We start from the raw sequence: 18,394 nt of genomic DNA, 5'->3' as shown, positions 1-18,394 counted from the left end.
GTTAATCTATCGCTACATTTGCAGCAATGGCAATTTGGTAGATTATTTGCGTGATATCTTTGATTGCCTGTAAGGATTTCATTTCAATTGAAGGTAATACGATTACTTGATCGCCTGCTTCGATATCGACGTTTCCATTTCCGCTAAACCAAAAGCTCGAATCTAGAGAAGATATTTTAACATTACCGTTTTTCTTAATGACCAATATACGATCGCTATCAGCTCGTTGAGTAAAACCTCCCGCCCATGCCAAATAGTCTTCCATGTCTGCGTCGGAGTTATAAACTACAGACTGGGGAACCAGAACTTCGCCCCCTATATGGATCAGATCCGTTGCTGCAGGAATAAATATGGTGTCATTTGGCTCCAGTAATATGTTTGCAATGTTTCCTTCTTCTGAAATAATCACTTTTCCCAATGGTTCGACTTCTCGGGCTCTTTCAATAAAGTCAGAGACAAGTCCAGCTTCTTGTACGCGAATTGCACCTTCTCCGGATGAGCTGATCGGAGCAGTGTAAATGCTGCGTTCAAGACGTTGCAAAGAGGCTTCAATGATCTCTGCTTGCTTATCAGCGACGCTTTCACGCAAAAGATATATATTCCTAGTATCTGATAGACCCGGGGTCACAGAGATGTAGTCTAGCAATTGTTTTATGCGCGTTCCTTTATTGACAATAAACTGTGACTGACCCGTGAAGCTTCCTGCGACACTCACACGATAGACGTTTTCTTCATGATCCTGCATGTATTCAATGACGTCACCAGATTCTAACTCAATATTTTCAAATTGCTCTAAAGTAAGATAACGGGCGAACTGTTCACCATTTCGTAAACCTGTAATAGCAACGTGATTGGAAAAATCGTCGGGCATTGCAAATGTACTGAGTTTTGCTCCAGTTAATTCAGAAGAGTCAAACTCAAATGTAAATCCATTTTTTGCACCTCGCTCCACAGTAACCGTTTTTCCTATAGGCCGGACTAAAATAATGTCGCCGTCTTGAAACTGATGCTCGGGTAGCTTACCGAATTTGGCAAACTCATATAAATCAACTTCTGAGACCACCTTGTCTTCGCGGATAATTTGTACGTTACGGAAGCTGCCTCGTTGAAAGTCGATACCACCCGCCCGTCTTAAATAGTACAGCACACTGTCGGATGCCTGTCCGGCATATTGACCGGGTCTGACAACAGGCCCAGAAATGTACACAGAAACTGGTGTGGCGGTGAGCAGATCAATATAAATTTCAACTTCATTGGTATACACCTCACGAATCCTACTTTGGACAATAGCATTCACATTGCTCGCGCGGACATTGGCAAGAGGAATTGGACCTACATTTGGAATAAATATATTGCCCTGGTTGTCAACTGTAGCGACTGAAGAGTAATTTGCAGCGCCCCACATCCAGACTGAAATTTTATCGCCAGGCGCAATCAAGTAATTTTCGTTTATACCCGTTGTTCGCTCAGACTCGAAACCACCTATAAACAAATTGGCGGCGAAAGGGGGGGCGAGAAGAGATTGGCGCAATGGGAACACAGATTGATAGGTGGGCTCACCTGGCAAATAAATTCCGCTGCGCGGCTTAGAATTAAAACGACCTAAACTTGTTCCATTCATTTGCATTTGAGGCAATTCTACGCTCGACGATAATTCAAATGGTGAAACCTGGTTTGGTAGACCTTCTTGAGCTGAATTTCCAGATTGTTGCTGAAGTTGGTCCTGTGATTGATTCTGTGATTGACCTCTGAGCGCCTGCAGTTGCTCCAAGGACTGAGCAAAGGAGTCAAAAACGATAGACGTGGCTAACAAGAAAATAAGTGCACTTATAAAATTTTTCATGTGTAAATTGTATTTAATAGATAATTGTTAATTCAACGCTTTTAATTCAACCCACCTGTCATTTTTCCAACAAAAATGACTTTTCTCATTATTGCCTTTTGTCATAGCAATAACACAATTTAGCCCGGATGCGGATTCATAACGAGTTAATTCCTGAATAGATTCATCGTGTTGCATTATCGAAGGCGCAGCCCATCCTTTTTCGGTATTCTGCATCGAAGTCTCTCTAATAATATTATCAGAAGAGGAAACCATAGGTATATTGGCATTTACGCGTGGTGGTGGCGCTGCGCATGCTGATAGCAGCAATAAGTAAGTTGAGCACACAAGTGCTACAGGATAATTAGAATACATAAATAACTTATTATATTTGAGCTATTATCGCTTAGAATAACATAGTGGAAGTAAACCACATATCTTACTTTTTTAAAAACTTATAGAAGTTAGTTTGTAGATTAACCTAAGTATTTTTTGCACTTTAGGCTAGTCATACTCAACGTTGTCTATTATCATATGCGCGTTTAAGTATGTCCTACTCATGAAATGCTTGGAAATTTGAATGCTTTTTGAAACAAGTGAATGTTTCTAAGTTCTAATTAGGCTTTGTAAAGCGTTCGGGTTAGTTATTCGGCGGCATGCAGTAACACTGGGAAGTAAGGATTACAGTTAGGTATGTTAGATTATTTTCAATTTGTCCCACTCTTTACAGCATTCTTTGTTGCATTAGTGCTGTTAGTGGTGATGACTCCGTTAGCGCATCAATTTGGTTTAGTTGATCAGCCAAGCTACCGGAAAAAACACACTGGTATGGTTCCGCTTACCGGTGGTGTAGCTATTTTTATGGCGGTACTGGTTGCGAGTATCGTTACCGATGTGTGGATGAAAAATAATCCTCTCTTCTTTACTGCTTCTGCCTTCATCGTACTCTTGGGTATGATGGATGACCGTTTCGATTTAAGTGCAAAAGGTCGCCTTGTCTGTCAATTTGGTGTGGCGGCGATAATGGCATGGAGTGCCCAAAACTACATTACCGACTTGGGTGATATTATTGGCATTGGTAATATATCGCTGGGTCTGGGTGGTTACTTTTTCACGATAGTTTGTGTAGTCGGAGTCATCAATGCGTTTAATATGATTGATGGAATCGACGGTCTCGCGGGTGGCATGAGCTTAATCATTTTGTTAACCGTAGTCGGCTTTTTGCTCGCCACAGGTAACGGTAATGCTGTCATGGAGCCGTTAATTATCGTTGCGGCGATTGTTCCTTTCCTTGCATTTAACCTCAGTTGGAAAGGCTTCAAAGGAAACAAGATTTTTATGGGTGACGCAGGTAGCATGTTTGTCGGATTGACAATTGTGTGGCTACTGGTCGATCACACTCAAGCTAGCCAACCAGCATTCAGGCCAATAACGGCAGTATGGTTAATTGGCTTGCCGCTGATGGATATGGCAGCGATAATGTATCGTCGCGCAATGAAAGGGCAGTCTGTACTTCGCCCTGATAGAAAGCATTTGCATAACATCTTTATGCGAGCGGGGTTAAGTTCTACTCAGGCTTTAATAGCGATTCTGGCGATGGGATTCTGTTATTGTGTTATTGGCATCCTAGGAGAGTTTTATCAGGTACCAGAATCAATTATGTTTGCTGCGTTTGTCGGTTTGTTAATTGTCTATAGCTTTATCATCCAGAATATCTGGTCAGTGATCAGACTTTTCAAAAAGTTTATCCATGCTTAAGTTTCTGAACGAAATCATTTAGCATTGTTTAATCAAATTTTAAATTAAAGCCTACCTTTCTAACGATGTGCACATTGTGACAAAAAGCCCTCTCGCAGAATATTCAATACTCAGACAAAAGATTAACAGCGATGCTGTTGAGACGGTCGTTGCGATGGCGGTGTATCAACACGATAAAGAGCATTGGGTCAAACAGGCAGTTAATAGTATTTTAAGTCAGGAATATCAGCGCTTTGCCTTTATTATCGTGATAGATGGCGAAATCAGCATATCCCTTCAATCCTTGCTCGACGAATTTTGTAAAACTGACGAGCGCATTGTGCTTGCCAAATGCTCGGTCAATAATGGGCTGGCAGCGGCGATGAACTACGCGATCGAATGGGGCTTACAGTATCAGCCTGAATTCTTTGCTCGCATGGATGCCGATGATGTCGCTTATCCCAATCGCTTGAGTCGACAAATCAATTATCTGAAATCACATCATCAAATCGCGATTCTTGGTTCTGCGCTGGAAGAAATTAATGAAAGCGGCAGAAGGGTAGGGCAACGCGTTATGCCTACTTCGCATAAGCGTATTGTCCGCATGTTGCCCCGTCGCTGTACAATGAACCATCCAACCGTTACGATACGATACACTGTATTTAGAGATGGCAATCGCTATAACGCTAACCTGAAGAATACACAGGATTACTTTTTTTGGATTGCCTTAGCCAGACAGGGCTACGTATTCAGAAACCTGAAAGATAAATTGTTGTCTTTTCGACGGGTTAACAATTTTTATAAACGCAGGGGTATTTCTAAGTCTATCAATGAGTTTAAAGCCAGGTTTCAGGCGATGAAAGAATTAAAACGCTTTACCATTTTGAATGTCATCTATGCCTGTGGAGTACTGACCCTGCGATTGATGCCATCCAAAATTGTGAAAGCTGCCTATAAATTAGATCGGATCCTTTTAGACAAGTTTTTAAAGCATTGAAAACTGGCGCCATAATCATTCTTTACAACCCCGACACACCGCATCTTCTAGAGATGGTAGAGGCGCTGACTGCGTGTAATATTCACACAGTATTAGTGGATAATTCTGCTGAAAGTCATGCCGGAATTGTACCTGAACATGCCGATTATCTTCACTTTCCTGAAAATGTAGGCATCGCTGCCGCGCAAAACGCAGGCATTGTTAATTTAAAAACAGCTTCTTTCGATGCCGCTTTCGTATTCGATCAGGACAGTCATTTGAGCCACGCACTTCTTTTAGGCCTTGTGAATCAATTGGAAGCGGAAATGCAACGTAATCCCTCCGTAGCCGCTATTGGCCCTACTGTTATTTGTGGTTTTAACAATACTGCGCAAATTCCCCGTTTCAAACAGCTACAGCAGGGAAGTAATGTTATCCAGGTCAATCAGATAATTGCATCGGGAATGCTGATGCTGCTCACACATCTGGACACTATCGGCCTGAAGGACGAAACGTTGTTTATTGATGGCGTTGATCACGAGTGGTGTTGGCGAGCACGAAATAAGGGTTTTTGTATTCTTATGGCGAAAGATATTCCTATGTTTCACAAGCAGGGCGACGCCCGGCATACCTATCTGGGGATTACTTTCAAACGCGGTGCACCAATTAGATTATACTATCAGGTACGAAATGTGCTTAAACTTTGCCGGAGGGGGTATGTACCCCTAAGATGGAAAGTGAAGAATTTGTTGGCTTTACCGGTTAGATGGCTGGTCAACCGTTTTTTATTTCCCGAAGGGCAAATTCGTGGTAAGTACACAGTGATGGGAATTCGCGACGGAATAATGAACCGTTCCGGTAAAATTCGTCTATAGACCTTGGGCGTCGCATTCGTCATTTTTGCCTGCATTTAAATGAGTAAGGAAAGAAATTGAAAGTAACAGTATTTGGAATAGGATACGTTGGGTTAGTGCAAGCTGCCGTTTTAGCTGAAGTTGGCCATGAAGTGGTTTGCGTAGATGTTGATGAACGTAAAGTTGAAAAGCTCAAGGAAGGCGTAATCCCCATTTACGAACCAGGATTGACACCGCTCGTTGAATCCAATTACCAATCAGGTCGTCTCACATTTACTACGGATGCAGAAGAAGGCGTTAACCACGGCGATCTCATATTTATTGCGGTAGGAACGCCCCCTGATGAAGATGGCTCTGCTGATCTGAAGTACGTCCTTGCGGTAGCGGAAACTATCGCAATTAATATGCAGAAATATAAAATCGTGATTAACAAGTCGACTGTACCGGTAGGTACAGCAGATAAGGTTAGTGCAAAAATTTCATCGGTGTTATCGAGCAACGGTAAAACGGTAGAATTTGATGTGGTTTCGAACCCTGAATTTTTAAAAGAGGGTGCAGCTGTAAATGACTGCATGCGCCCGGATCGCATTATTTTGGGCACTAGCAGTGCTAAAGCAGAATCTAAGTTACGTGAACTTTATGCGCCCTTCAACCGGAATCACGATAAAGTGATAACCATGGATATCCGTAGTGCAGAACTAACCAAGTATGCCGCAAATTGCATGCTGGCAACCAAAATCAGTTTTATGAATGAAATTGCTAATCTGGCTGAACGCTTTGGTGCAGACGTCGAAAACGTGCGTCGTGGGATAGGTTCTGATCCAAGAATAGGTTATCAGTTTATCTATCCTGGATGCGGATATGGCGGTTCATGTTTTCCTAAAGATGTACAAGCGTTAATTCGCAGCGCAAACTCGGTCGGCTATCAGGCAAAAATTTTAGAATCGGTTGAAGCAGTAAACTATACGCAAAAAGAAAAGTTGTTTGAATACATCATGAAACACTTCAACAATGATGTGCAGGACAAAACTATTGCGCTTTGGGGGCTTGCTTTTAAACCAAACACGGACGACATGCGTGAAGCATCAAGCCGGGTTTTAATGGAAAAACTTTGGGATGCCGGAGCGTATGTCCAAGCCTACGATCCTGAAGCGATGGAAGAAACACAAAGAATTTATGCAGATCAATCAAAACTAAAGTTGATGGGTACGAAGGAAGCAGCGCTGTCAGATGCAGACTGTCTTGTCATTTGTACCGAGTGGCAGGCGTTCAGAGCGCCAGATTTTGAGTTAATAAAGAATAAGCTAACACAGCCTGTGGTGTTTGACGGTCGAAATTTGTATGAGCCTTCACGTATGAAGGAATATGGATTAGCGTACTATGCCATCGGCAGAGGTTTGTCAGTAAAAGGATATGAAGAAAAATGAGTCAGGTTAAAAAGGCGGTAATCCCGGTAGCCGGATTAGGAACGCGCATGCTCCCCGCAACCAAAGCGATTCCAAAAGAGATGTTGCCTCTGGTGGATAAACCTTTGATTCAATACGTTGTTAAAGAATGTGTTCAAGCCGGAATAAAAGAAATTATTCTGGTCACTCATGCTAGTAAGAACAGTATCGAAAACCACTTTGATACCTCGTTTGAGCTTGAAGCGACGCTGGAAAAAAGGGTTAAACGGCAGTTATTGGAAGAAGTTAAATCTATCTGTCCTAAAGACGTTACTATCATGCATGTCAGGCAAGGTCACGCCAATGGACTAGGTCACGCCATTTTATCTGCCCAACCTCTGGTGGGTGATGCTCCCTTCGCAGTTGTGCTGCCTGATGTCATCATTGATGATGCAGCCAGTGATCCTCGAAAAGATAACTTAGCGGACATGGTGGCGAAATTTAACACCTCCAGAGTCAGTCAGGTTATGGTAGAACAGGTTCCGAAAGAAAATATTACTAAGTTTGGTATTGTCGACCTGGAAGGTGCCTCAATTAAACCTGGTGAGTCAGCAAAAATTCATCGTATGGTTGAGAAACCCAGTCTGGATGAAGCCCCATCAGATTTAGCCATTGTAGGACGCTATGTATTGTCTGAAAAAGTATGGGATCTGCTGGAATTTACTCCTCCTGGAGCGGGTGGTGAAATTCAGTTAACTGATGCGATTGACTCACTGATGAAACTTGAACAGGTTGATGCTTACTATATGAAAGGTAAGAGTCATGATTGCGGCTCAAAACTGGGATATATGAAGGCAAACGTTGAATATGCGTTGCGCCATCCAGCACTTAAAGATGATTTTAAGGCCTATTTAGCAACGCTAAATGGTTAAGAAAAAAAGCCGATAGCACTGCGCTATCGGCTTTTTTTATCTGACTTCGACTTTGTCAGCGATTTTTTCCAGCATCTTCTTACCAATCCCTCTTACTTCCGTCAGTTGCTCTACTTCCAGGAATCGGCCTTTTTCATCCCGATAGTCAATGATTGCTTGTGCCTTGCGGGCACCAATGCCCGGTAGCGCTTCCAACTGCTCCAGACTGGCCGTATTCAGGTCAAGCACTGAATCAACCGCAATACGGGTTGACGTTTCATTTTCAAGCGGGGTCGCAACGACAGGTGTAATAGCGATTCCCGATAGAAGGGAAAGAGAGAGAAGTATAGTGGGTAGTCGTTTGTTCATTTTTCTTCCTTGGTCAAAATTAGTTGTGTACACATGTACACGTAAATCTTAACCAAGGAAAAAAATGTGACCAGATCAGTTTATGTACAGGTTTTTATAGCCTGTCTAAAACTGCCTGAGTAAACTCGGTGGTGCCGTGCTCGCCCCCCAGGTCACGCGTAGTGCGGTCACCGCTTTCAATGACATCTTTCAATGCACTGCGGATTTTTTCAGCTTTATCGGCCATTTTCAGATACTCAAGCATCTGAATGGCAGCAAGAATGACTGATGTTGGGTTCGCCAGGTTTTTACCTGCTATGTCCGGCGCTGACCCGTGTACCGCTTCAAAAACGGCACACTCTTCACCAATGTTTGCGCCTGGGGCCATGCCCAGACCGCCAACCAAGCCAGCACACAGATCAGAAATGATATCGCCAAACAAATTAGTCGTAACGATGACATCAAATTGGTGCGGATTCATCACTAACTGCATACATGTGTTATCCACGATCATTTCGGTTGATTCGATATCTGGATAGCGCTCACCGACTTCACGGGCCACCTTCAGGAATAAACCAGACGTGGATTTCAGGATGTTGGCTTTGTGTACTGCGGTAACCTTCTTACGACCTTCACGACGAGCTAACTCGTATGCGAATGTCACAATTTTTTCTGCACCCTCGCGAGTGATCTTGCTCATGGCTTCAGCTTCATTGCCATCTTCGGATACGGTTTGGCCCAAACCGGAATACATGCCCTGCGTATTTTCGCGTACGGTGATAATATCGATATCTTCGTACCGGGCTTTCGTGCCTTTAAATGACAGCACCGGGCGTACATTTGCGTACAATTTAAACTGTTTGCGCAGGCTCACATTAATTGAGGTAAACCCTTCGCCAACCGGCGTAGTTAGGGGTCCTTTAAGCGCGACTTTATTTTTTGCAATTAAATCTAGCGTCTCCTGAGGAAGCAACTCCCCATGTTTCTCAAGTGCGACAAGCCCTGCATCCGCATAATCGTAAGCGAAATTACAGCCTACTTTGTCTAAGATTTGGGTTGTAGCATCGATAATATCAGGGCCGATACCATCACCACGAATGACAGTTACGCGTTGTTGCGACATTAGGAATTATCCTTTATTAAATGTTTCTGAATAAATGGTAATCCAGCGTACTGGGGAATCAAGTAACATTGCTGGTTTTAATGAAATGCTGTGCAACGCCTGACCCCACATCAATATGATGTAACACGCGAAGACGCGTCCGTAGGAAGCACGAGCAAAATTGGTGTGTATTCTATCTAAACCCGACGCTGAAACCTAGCCCATGGCGCCAGAATTATAATTTTTATGCAGATTGATTAGCTATTAATGCCAGCGCAGCCCAAATTTGAAGCAAATGCGGTGTCAGCGGTTAATAGGCAACCAAATTTGTTGGGTTAATTGTTCTTGAAGCTTGCTTAAAAGCGCGCCATCCACACCCAGAAGTCGTTTTGCCTGATAGTCAAAGTCCTCGGTTACTTCGCAAAAGTGAGATGGGTTCCACAACCATTGTCTTGCTAATGATAAGCTCAAACCCATTATGCAAACCGCATAACGAATTTTTGGATGGCACTGGTCGGGTAGGCGATTGGACGATTTGACGGCCATTTGTAAATTTACGCTTTGATGCCAGCCGTTCATCAGTTGCACTGCCTGATGCCGTATTGATTCGTTCGTTGAGGGTACCAGTGAATCAACAGAGAACAATAGCGTTGCAGCGGGGCGCCAGTTCAACGCAATTTTAAATGCGGGTATCGAAAATATCGGTGCCAGGGCAAAGGTCATTAGCAAAGATGCATTTTGCGGTGTTATAGGTGAATCACTTTCATAACAGAGGTGCGCCGCGATATTGGACGACAGAGAAAGTAATCGTTGGCAAAGTGCTGAAATGGGAAACTGCTTTTGATTCAGCCGCTGATTTAACGCTTGTTGGACTAGCATGTCGCCAACCCGTTCGATGCCATACGTCAACACCGCTTGTTTGACATCATTGACGGGTAAATTCATTCTGTTGTCGTGAGTTGCCGCTGATTTTAAAAATTGCGCTAATAGCGGCTCCTGTTTAATCTGTTCACACAGCAACGAAATATCTGTTTGCGATCCATTCAATAAATCAATGATCTTGAGAAGCTTTGCCGGTGGGCGATTGAGCGCGAAAGAGGGTGAATAGGGCCAGTTAGTTGAATGTGCGTTTAAGCCAACATTGTCAGTCCATTGCTTTATCTTCTTAAAGTCGACGGTCTGGGGAGACCTTAGCAGCGAGACTTCATTGACGCTCGCCCACTTGATTACCTGCGTGCTGACTGGAAGGGGCAAAAATGCAAGTTTGCGTTTCTCGCGAGCCAATATTACCGCAGTACTTTCGCCTACATTGATTACCCTGCCCGGTAACCAGACGCCTGGAAACTGAGCCCATTCGCCAATGACATCCTGTAATGCAGGCGACGCCGAATCAGTCAGAATACGAAATATTGCGAGCATTTCTTTTTGCGGCAGTTGTCTGGCAACGACACAGGCTGCAAGTAAATATTGCTGGCGAAACGATAGTTTGGGTGAGGAGATATGTCGAAAAGCTTGTCTGCGGGTTAATAATATGGCAATCCGCAGGGTTTCTTTCCAGATCGATAATCCCAGCGACTGACAGAAGTTAACCAATGGCTTTAATTCGACGGTATCATTGTTTTTCTCTTTCGCGTACATCACAACAAATGTACACAAAAAACTAGCGATAAGGTGCTGAGCAAAGTGATCGTTAAAGTTATTGCGCCGTGTGGCTACACTTAAAAATAGTGCTCCGCGCAGACACTCTGGGACAGGTGACGATTCAACCTGCCTTGAGGTAAGCAGCGCGAGAGCGAGCTGAGGTTGTTGTTGCGCAGATTCCAGCAATTGCTTTGCTACGGCCAGGCATTTGTTTACAAACGCCTTAGTGCAGAAATTTTGTGGCGTTTGAAACAATTGCTGATACTGTTGAAGCAAACGTTGCTCATCAAAGTCAAACACAAAATCTACGTTTGTTGAAAGCTTTGATATGCACCTTCACCCCAGGCAATCAGTTTATCCCCTTCAAAAAGCAGGGGAGTACATTCGTCAAGGGTGGTCAAACCGTCTGCTCGAACGTGGTGAGTGCGGTAAAACATAACCTGAATGGGACTGCCTTTTTCCATTCTCGCTTCGGTTATGTCTGGTGAGCCTAACAACGCAAGCACCTCTTCCAGGGTACTGCCCAAACGCAATTTGGTAATTTGTACTTTGTTGTATTCTTCGCGGTCTTTCCAGTCCATATTTTCAGGTTTATCTGGATAAAACGAAATAACCAGAAAAACAAATAATGCGTAAGCACTGGCGCCTAATACAATTAATTTAAAAACATTACTATTCATCAGAGTCGCCCGTTTCAGAATTAACGGAAGTTTACCTTAATCTGAAAAATTAAATAGTTTGAAATCGTAACAAAATTCATCAATCACCCTGACGGATGGTATAACAGGGTTCGTATTCTGAACCTGGCAGTTTCATCCGCTGCTGGGCGACAAATGATTGTAGCATGTTATCAATTCGCTCCATAAGTTCGGCTTCACCAGTAAGCTTGAAAGGCCCGTGTTGTTTAATTTGTCTGATCCCTTCAGCTTTAACGTTACCTGCCACGATGCCAGAAAACGCTTTGCGAAGTACTACTGCCAGGTCAGCAACCGGCTGATCGCGGTGTAATGCCAGCGCGCCCATTGATTCATGTGTGGGGACAAACGGATGCTGAAACGCTTCGTCGATTTTTAACGACCAGTTATAGCTAAACGCATCGCCCATTGCTCGTCGGTATTCTTCCACTTTGTCAAGACCTGCACGCATGCTGCGAGCGACTTCTGTCGGGTTATCAATTATGATCTGATATTTGCTTTGGGCTTTTTTACCTAACGTTGCTGCAACAAAATCATCAATGGCAGCGAAATAGGCCTCTGACCCCGCCGGTCCGGTGAGAATTACCGGGAACGGTTGTTGCGCGTTTTTTTCGTTCATCAATATGCCCAGCAAATACAGCAGTTCTTCTGCCGTACCTACTCCGCCCGGAAAAATAATGATGCCATGTGCGATTCTGACAAATGCTTCCAGTCGCTTTTCGATATCAGGCATGATAACCAATTCATTCACAATTGCATTGGGCGGCTCAGCGGCAATGATACTAGGCTCTGAAATACCAATATACCGGCCCTCTTTGTAGCGTTGTTTGGCATGGCCGATAGCGGCCCCTTTCATCGGGCCTTTCATGGCGCCGGGACCGCAACCGGTGCATATATTTAATTTGCGCAGCCCCATTTGATAGCCAACTTCTTTGGTGTATTTGTATTCGTGCTGCTTAATAGAATGACCTCCCCAGCACACGATGGTATTCAGGTTGTCATTACCTTCTAAGGCCTGGGCATGACGCAGCATGTCGAACACCATGTCTGAGATATTGATGCCGTCAAGAGGTGCTGATTTATGCACAAAAGCATATTTGTTGCCCATATAAAGTAAATCACGCAAAACCGCGAAAAGGTGCTCATGCACGCCTCTGACTAACTTGCCATCAACAAAGGCGACTTCAGGCGGGTTAATTAATTCAATTTTTACCCCTCGTTCCCGTCGCACCAATTTGACGTCAAAATCGTCATAGGGGGCGAAGAGTATCTCGTAATTGTCTTCATCAACACCGCTGTTCAGTACGGCCAGGCAACAGTTGCGAAACATGTCGTAGAGTGCGCTATTGGTGGTATCTTCTAATTTAGCGACTTCCACCTGAGAAAGCTGGCTCATCCATCCCACGGGATTTAATTGCACTTTTTTCATTAAATAAATTCCTGATCAATCATTACACAGTTTCTGCCTGAATGTTTTGCTCGATAGAGTAAGCGGTCAGCCCGTTCAAACATCGCGGCGGCGGTTTCACCTTCGCGATAGCAGGTTCCTCCAAAGGAAGCCGTCAGCGAAATTTTCTGTTCGCGAAACTTTAGCGGGAGTTTGGATAACGAAATTCGTATTTTCTCCAGTTTACTCTTCAATTCGGTTGCATTAGTTGCAGGGAACAATACCACAAATTCTTCACCTCCCCACCGCGCAATGAAATCGGTTGGCTGGATTAACGACTTCAGGTGTTTGCCAACAATTTGCAGGGTTTTATCCCCCGCTGCGTGACCAAATTTGTCGTTGATTGATTTAAAGTAATCGATATCTATCACAGCAAGTGCCAGCGGGACGTTTGTGTCAATTGCATGCTGACACTCTTTTTCAACGCGCTCATCATACGCTTTTCGATTACCTAGTTTAGTCAGTGCGTCGGTTTGGGTAGAAACGATCTGCTCAGCAAGTTTTCTTCGATACTGTTGCGTTTGTTTTTGCAAATTAACCAGCTGGTTTCGCATAGCACTGAGCAGTGTCATGAGTTCAGCTTGTTCCCTTTGCTCTGCTTCTTCGCGCTCTGACAAGGATAAAGCCATGCTGCTCAGGTAGCTTTGCGCCTGCTGCTTGAGCTTTTCCAGCGACTCAGCCTGCCGGAGCTGATCCTCAATAGAATCAAGTTTGGCCTTGATGTCACGATTGCTGGACTGGCGCGCTTCAAAATTAGATTGTGATTGTTCAATGCTTTGGCTGATATTTTCGTGAATACCACCTAACGCCTGATGCAGGCTTTGAATAACTTTACCGGATATATTGGCTTCCGACAGAGAGTCCTGCACCACCAGGCGAATGATGACGATGCAAGACTGTAACAATTCGTCTTCTGTCATGCCCTGCTTGAGTTTATGTCTAAGCGCGCGAAGTTGATCATCTTCGCTATTTTTATTGGCGTAGGACTCTATTAACTGAGTTAACTCATCCGATATAGCCTGATGTAAAGCCGGTGCTGAAGTTATGCTCGAGATGTCTGCATTATTCGAATCGGTTTTGATAACCTGTTGAAATAATCCCAAAACCTTATTGCACAGGGATTGCAGTACAAATAGCGATTGCACTGGCTGATTAAGTGAAATAAGAATTTTCGCGCTTTCTTTGGTTAAAGCAGGCTCATCGATCAAGCTGTGCTGCAGCTTTTTGACCGCCTCTTCCCACTGCGCAAGTGAATCAGCTGTGTACTTACGTACAGTCAGGTCCGCTATACGTAAGGTTTTGTTCAATTTATTTACGCTGACATTAGCGAGTGTAAAGTCGGGTCTCCCGGATAAATGCCCACGCAACTTTTGTAATTCGTTGTCTATATCAGGAGAAAACCCTTCATAAAACTTGGAAAGACGAATAATAAACTGCGCAAGTAGTTCGCTGTGCTGCTTTAACGACTGCAAACTCTTCTCTTCCATTGACTTCCTTTAATGATTTAGCCGACAGCTGTTTTTATAACATTAACGCAGAATACTGCCTATTGCCTGGCTAATCGATGATTATTATACGTATTTTCAAAATTAGAGCGAAATGGATTGATATCCAGTCCACCGCGACGGGTGTAACGCGCAAACACGGTAAGGTGCTTAGGCTTGCAATGCGACATCAGATCACAAAATATACGCTCAACACATTGTTCATGAAATTCATTGTGCTGGCGAAAGCTGATCAGGTACGTTAGTAACGCTTTATGGTCGATTTGCTCGCCTGAATAACGAATCAAGATGCTTGCCCAATCGGGTTGCTGAGTGATCAGGCAGTTCGACTTTAAAAGATGGCTGATCAATGTTTCGCTAACGTTCAAGGTTGATGTTTTTAACAATGATGTGTCTGGTTGGTAAGCGTGTACTTCTATATCAAGGTCATCCAGAACAGTGCCTTCCCAGTGAGCGAACTGCAACGTATTGAATTCATCCGGGGTATAAATGTTAACTCGAACTGGTGCACCCGCACACCGGCTCAGGTCGTTACTCAGCGTAGTCCGGACGTCTTCAATTGACTCAAATCGGCTCTGGTTAAAACTGTTAAGATACAGCTTGAAAGACTTCGATTCGATGATGTTAGGTGAAGTGACAGGAACATAGCAGTCAAATATGGCCACCTGTGGTTTGCCAGAGGGCAACAGCCATGAAAGCTCGTATCCGGTCCAGATATCTTCTCCATGAAATGGAAGATTATCAGCAGAAATTGACAGGGAATCACGATTAAGGGTGCGTGGAACTGACTGTAAAAGCGCTGAATTATAAACACTTTCGTAACCAACGGTTTTACCTAATGTCAGATGCGTCGGTAATGTAAATGGGGCAGGCGATTGCTTATTGGTCATAAAAACAGAATTTTCTCTTTCAGGGTGTTTTTAACTGCATAGTACGGATGTCAGAAAACACAAAATTTGCTAGGGTTAGTTAATGGTTTTCCCAATGATGAACATTATTATATGTCAGATGACATTAAACGTCAGTTAGAGAGATTAATTCAACAGACCGTCGAGTTAAGTCAGCAACATGGGCAATCGTTAACGATTGAGTATGACACTGAGTGGCAATCTCAATGTTACCAGCAACATGCTGAAGAAGGCGAAGTGGTAGCATGGGCCCCTGTAGCACAGCAAGGTGAGTGTGATTTTTCGCACCTTGAAAACGCACTAGAGCTCAAACTTGATCCCCTGTTTTGCGCCTATTTTACGCATTATTTCAGTAACAACATACTAGCGAAGGCGCCTGATGGAGGGTGTGAACTGCTGCAGGTGTGGAACCTTGATGATTTCAATCGGCTACAGGAAAACTTGATTGGCCACGTTCTGATGAAGCGTCGGCTAAAGCAGCCGGTCACCTTATTTTTTGCACTTACTGATGAAGAGGACTACATGTTGTCGGTGGAAAACGAATCCGGCAAGGTTGTACTTGAGCCCGTTGGTAAACCAGCCATACGCGTAATCGCGCCATCTTTGTCCGCCTTTATTGCCTCGTTAGAAGCTGCACCACAAGTAAGATAAACTATTCAGAGTCTGCCAGAATGTTTTCCAGTTTGAGCATTTTTGCCTCTAGTTCGGCCACGCGCTGCTCAAGCTGGGTAATTCGCTCAACAGGATCAAGCACAACTTCAGGCTGCTTAACCGCTGCCGGCTCAATGCCTGACTGAAATGTGCGAACTGCTGATATTGCCTGGGCAATATCAACTTGAAATGTTGCTTTCGCTCTGATTAATGACGCTGTTGGTTTGATACCTTTATCATGGAGCTGCTGGCATATCGCCAGTAGTGATTGAGTGCTGGAGTTGTTATTGTTCACGAATGAAATGCCTGACAGAATAATTCAGCCAACTATGCATCATGGGCGACAGTCAATCCACTACATTATGGCGAGTATGACTAAAACATTAATATTTTGACGAATGTCTTTTTTGCCCACTCTTTAAAACTATATGTAAATCATAGGCTTAAAAGTTGGCCTTAAAATTGTTTAGCTAATGGAAAATAATGACGTAAGGACAGATAATGAAATATTTTCCACTCTTGTTAGCACTTTCAGCGCCAGCATTTTTATCCGGTTGTGTAATTTCCGTGGGTGGCGATGGAGACAGCGGCTACAATTCAGACTGGCAGGATCGTGAGTACAATAATCGCAAGCACATAGCTAACCTTGAACGCGACATGGCATATGAGTCGGTCGTTCGCAGAATGGGGGTGGCTGATTTTAATGAATTACACCAAAAAGAAAACGGTGTAGTGAGAGTTCTTTACTATCGTACCCAGCGCACGATGGACGATGGCATTACGTCAAAAGACGAATGTACACCGCTGGTATTTCGCGATGGTCGCTTGATTGGCTGGGGAGACAAAGCGTACACCGAAATTTAAATTATCGTTTCAGCATAGCCGACGGATCCCTCCTGGTTGAGGGATTTTTTATTTTCATTTTTTGTCATTTCCTCTAGAGCGAGCGCGTAATTGCTGTGGACAATACCCGCACACAACTCTATAGTGATTATTAGCTTTAACATCTGGTTAACATTGCGGGCGGCACTGTGAACATAACAAACTTTATCTTACCTGACCGCCTCAGTTTTATATCCGATAAATGCGCCATCGGCACTGAATCAATAAAGGAAAGCCAATGCCAAACGCTGCCCTCGCTGAGTTAGACATTAACAACATTAAAGCGATTTTTCTTACGGCCGATGATTTAAAGGTCGCAGCCTCAATCTTATACAACGCCTACTTTGATGATCCTCTGTTCATCAACATATTTCAGGCTGAGAAGGAAGGTTACGAAAACAGGCTTCGTTCGGCTATCCGAGAGGAGCTGAATGCATTTTGGGTTGCCAAACAGCCAATGATCGGATTATTCGAAGGCAAGCGTTTACTGGCTGTAGCCTGTCTAACCTGTCCTGACGTGGCTTTCGGTGCAGGCCGGTACTGGCACTGGCGATTGAAAATGCTGCTTACCGCCGGTTTATTCGGTACGCGTCAGATGTTAGAGAAAGAAGAACGCGTGCGCGATAAAATGCCCGCTGCAAATTTCCATATGCTCTCGTTTATAGCAGTTCATCCTGATCACCAGCATCACGGTTTAGGACACGTATTAATGGGCGCAATCGATAGTGTACTTAACGAAGATGTTAAAAGTGAAGGGGTTGGCGTTTACGTTACGCTTCCAAAATGCCTTTCATTTTTTGCCGACGGCCACTATGATTTCATAGAAGACTTAGAGGTTGGTCATATTACAGGTCAAATTATGTTTCGCCGTAAATTACCTTCCTGAAACCCCTGGGAAGATGTTTTGCAACGCCAAAGCACCTTTTCACCGCTCCTCAAATTCTCCCTTCGATGTAAGACATGTCGTACAAAGTTGTAAGAAATTTATATTAAAACGCTGACGTTTTCTGGGTCATAAATTTTAACTTGATGATTATTAAATATTTTTAATTTTACCAGTTTTGTAAGATGAAATTTTTTTAAAAAAGTGGGTCGCAGAAAATTGGGCAGATACTAATATAGATAATGTCACAAGGAAACACGACGAGTCAGGACGACAAACGGATACTTCGGAGGGACAACTCAAGGAATGAGAATACCACGACGGGATGTCGGGTGATAGGGAGATTGATGGAAAAGGAAAGCGCATGGGACTGTGCGCACAGGACACCTTCAGGATGGGGGCGCTGTGAAGTGAATCGCAGCAAGTTGTGGAAGCATGGATGTAACAGGGAAGGTAAGCGCGGACCACTTCAGGATGAAGAATACTACTGTCAGGATGGGTAGTTTAGAATGGAATAAGGGAAAGGGATCTGCTTAAGGATGAGTAGCTCGCACAGGATGCTGCGGGATAAGAAGGAAAGGGGCGTATATGGATTTTAATCTGGATGATTTTAGTCGCAATGGAACGCTGAGAAGGACGCTCAAAAT

The 18,394-nt window shown here is 43.9% G+C and carries 19 protein-coding genes; 9 read left to right on the top strand and 10 right to left on the bottom strand.

What is annotated here, in order from left to right; translation table 11 throughout:
* Position 1: 1 nt before the first annotated feature.
* Entirely contained in the window at positions 2 to 1,843 is a 1,842-nt protein-coding gene (locus HCJ96_RS06915) for a polysaccharide biosynthesis/export family protein (protein WP_169210297.1), read from the bottom strand.
* Positions 1,844 to 1,870: 27 nt separating this feature from the next.
* The gene (locus HCJ96_RS06910) at positions 1,871 to 2,059 is read right to left on the bottom strand and encodes a hypothetical protein (RefSeq protein ID WP_169210296.1); all 189 of its coding nucleotides are present in this window, start codon (positions 2,057 to 2,059) and stop codon (positions 1,871 to 1,873) included.
* 456 nt (positions 2,060 to 2,515) lie between these two features.
* On the opposite strand from HCJ96_RS06910, the gene wecA reads away from it, so the two are divergent.
* The 5 genes from wecA (at position 2,516) to galU (ending at position 7,706) form a co-directional block, all read left to right on the top strand.
* The gene (wecA, locus tag HCJ96_RS06905; protein WP_169210295.1) at positions 2,516 to 3,580 is read left to right on the top strand and encodes a UDP-N-acetylglucosamine--undecaprenyl-phosphate N-acetylglucosaminephosphotransferase; all 1,065 of its coding nucleotides are present in this window, start codon (positions 2,516 to 2,518) and stop codon (positions 3,578 to 3,580) included.
* Positions 3,581 to 3,734: 154 nt separating this feature from the next.
* Positions 3,735 to 4,556, top strand: coding sequence for a glycosyltransferase (locus tag HCJ96_RS06900; protein ID WP_169210367.1), 822 nt, complete (start codon positions 3,735 to 3,737; stop codon positions 4,554 to 4,556).
* Complete coding sequence (locus HCJ96_RS06895) at positions 4,553 to 5,410, top strand: glycosyltransferase family 2 protein (protein ID WP_169210294.1); 858 nt, start codon at positions 4,553 to 4,555, stop codon at positions 5,408 to 5,410. Before HCJ96_RS06900 ends, HCJ96_RS06895 begins: the two co-directional genes overlap by 4 nt.
* Positions 5,411 to 5,466: 56 nt before the next feature.
* A complete protein-coding gene (locus HCJ96_RS06890; protein WP_169210293.1) occupies positions 5,467 to 6,816 on the top strand; it encodes a UDP-glucose dehydrogenase family protein in 1,350 nt (449 codons plus the stop codon).
* Positions 6,813 to 7,706 carry a UTP--glucose-1-phosphate uridylyltransferase GalU gene (galU, locus tag HCJ96_RS06885; RefSeq protein WP_169210292.1) on the top strand — a complete coding sequence of 298 codons (894 nt, stop codon included), beginning with the start codon at positions 6,813 to 6,815 and terminating at the stop codon, positions 7,704 to 7,706. Before HCJ96_RS06890 ends, galU begins: the two co-directional genes overlap by 4 nt.
* Before the next feature lie 36 nt (positions 7,707 to 7,742).
* Here the strand turns inward: galU and HCJ96_RS06880 are convergent, their stop codons facing one another.
* The 7 genes from HCJ96_RS06880 to queF form a co-directional block, all read right to left on the bottom strand.
* Complete coding sequence (locus HCJ96_RS06880; protein ID WP_169210291.1) at positions 7,743 to 8,054, bottom strand: ComEA family DNA-binding protein; 312 nt, start codon at positions 8,052 to 8,054, stop codon at positions 7,743 to 7,745.
* 94 nt (positions 8,055 to 8,148) lie between these two features.
* Complete coding sequence (locus HCJ96_RS06875; protein ID WP_169210290.1) at positions 8,149 to 9,156, bottom strand: isocitrate dehydrogenase; 1,008 nt, start codon at positions 9,154 to 9,156, stop codon at positions 8,149 to 8,151.
* A gap of 282 nt (positions 9,157 to 9,438) precedes the next feature.
* Complete coding sequence (locus tag HCJ96_RS06870; protein WP_169210289.1) at positions 9,439 to 11,076, bottom strand: HDOD domain-containing protein; 1,638 nt, start codon at positions 11,074 to 11,076, stop codon at positions 9,439 to 9,441.
* A 5-nt stretch (positions 11,077 to 11,081) separates the two neighbouring features.
* Entirely contained in the window at positions 11,082 to 11,456 is a 375-nt protein-coding gene (locus HCJ96_RS06865) for a DUF3192 domain-containing protein (protein WP_169210288.1), read from the bottom strand.
* Positions 11,457 to 11,535: 79 nt separating this feature from the next.
* The gene (ppnN, locus tag HCJ96_RS06860; RefSeq protein ID WP_169210287.1) at positions 11,536 to 12,900 is read right to left on the bottom strand and encodes a nucleotide 5'-monophosphate nucleosidase PpnN; all 1,365 of its coding nucleotides are present in this window, start codon (positions 12,898 to 12,900) and stop codon (positions 11,536 to 11,538) included.
* A complete protein-coding gene (locus HCJ96_RS06855) occupies positions 12,900 to 14,405 on the bottom strand; it encodes a GGDEF domain-containing protein (protein WP_169210286.1) in 1,506 nt (501 codons plus the stop codon). Before HCJ96_RS06855 ends, ppnN begins: the two co-directional genes overlap by 1 nt.
* A gap of 59 nt (positions 14,406 to 14,464) precedes the next feature.
* Positions 14,465 to 15,313, bottom strand: a complete 849-nt coding sequence (gene queF, locus HCJ96_RS06850; protein ID WP_169210285.1) for an NADPH-dependent 7-cyano-7-deazaguanine reductase QueF — start codon at positions 15,311 to 15,313, stop codon at positions 14,465 to 14,467.
* A gap of 111 nt (positions 15,314 to 15,424) precedes the next feature.
* Between queF and syd the strand changes: the two genes are divergently transcribed.
* Positions 15,425 to 15,982: a SecY-interacting protein gene (gene syd / locus HCJ96_RS06845; RefSeq protein WP_169210284.1), complete on the top strand. Its 558-nt coding sequence runs from the start codon at positions 15,425 to 15,427 to the stop codon at positions 15,980 to 15,982.
* 1 nt (position 15,983) lies between these two features.
* On the opposite strand, the gene HCJ96_RS06840 is transcribed toward syd, so the two are convergent.
* A complete protein-coding gene (locus tag HCJ96_RS06840; RefSeq protein WP_169210283.1) occupies positions 15,984 to 16,277 on the bottom strand; it encodes a hypothetical protein in 294 nt (97 codons plus the stop codon).
* 206 nt (positions 16,278 to 16,483) lie between these two features.
* On the opposite strand from HCJ96_RS06840, the gene HCJ96_RS06835 reads away from it, so the two are divergent.
* From HCJ96_RS06835 to HCJ96_RS06825, 3 genes are all read left to right on the top strand, one after another.
* Positions 16,484 to 16,846: a DUF3192 domain-containing protein gene (locus HCJ96_RS06835; protein WP_169210282.1), complete on the top strand. Its 363-nt coding sequence runs from the start codon at positions 16,484 to 16,486 to the stop codon at positions 16,844 to 16,846.
* 256 nt (positions 16,847 to 17,102) lie between these two features.
* Complete coding sequence (locus HCJ96_RS06830) at positions 17,103 to 17,750, top strand: GNAT family N-acetyltransferase (RefSeq protein ID WP_169210281.1); 648 nt, start codon at positions 17,103 to 17,105, stop codon at positions 17,748 to 17,750.
* A gap of 344 nt (positions 17,751 to 18,094) precedes the next feature.
* Positions 18,095 to 18,250, top strand: a complete 156-nt coding sequence (locus tag HCJ96_RS06825; RefSeq protein WP_169210280.1) for a hypothetical protein — start codon at positions 18,095 to 18,097, stop codon at positions 18,248 to 18,250.
* The last annotated feature ends 144 nt before the right edge of the window (positions 18,251 to 18,394 follow it).

The organism is Alteromonas ponticola (assembly GCF_012911815.1).
GTDB classification, from domain to species: domain Bacteria; phylum Pseudomonadota; class Gammaproteobacteria; order Enterobacterales; family Alteromonadaceae; genus Alteromonas; species Alteromonas ponticola.
This window is presented reverse-complemented; position numbering and strand designations above follow the sequence as displayed.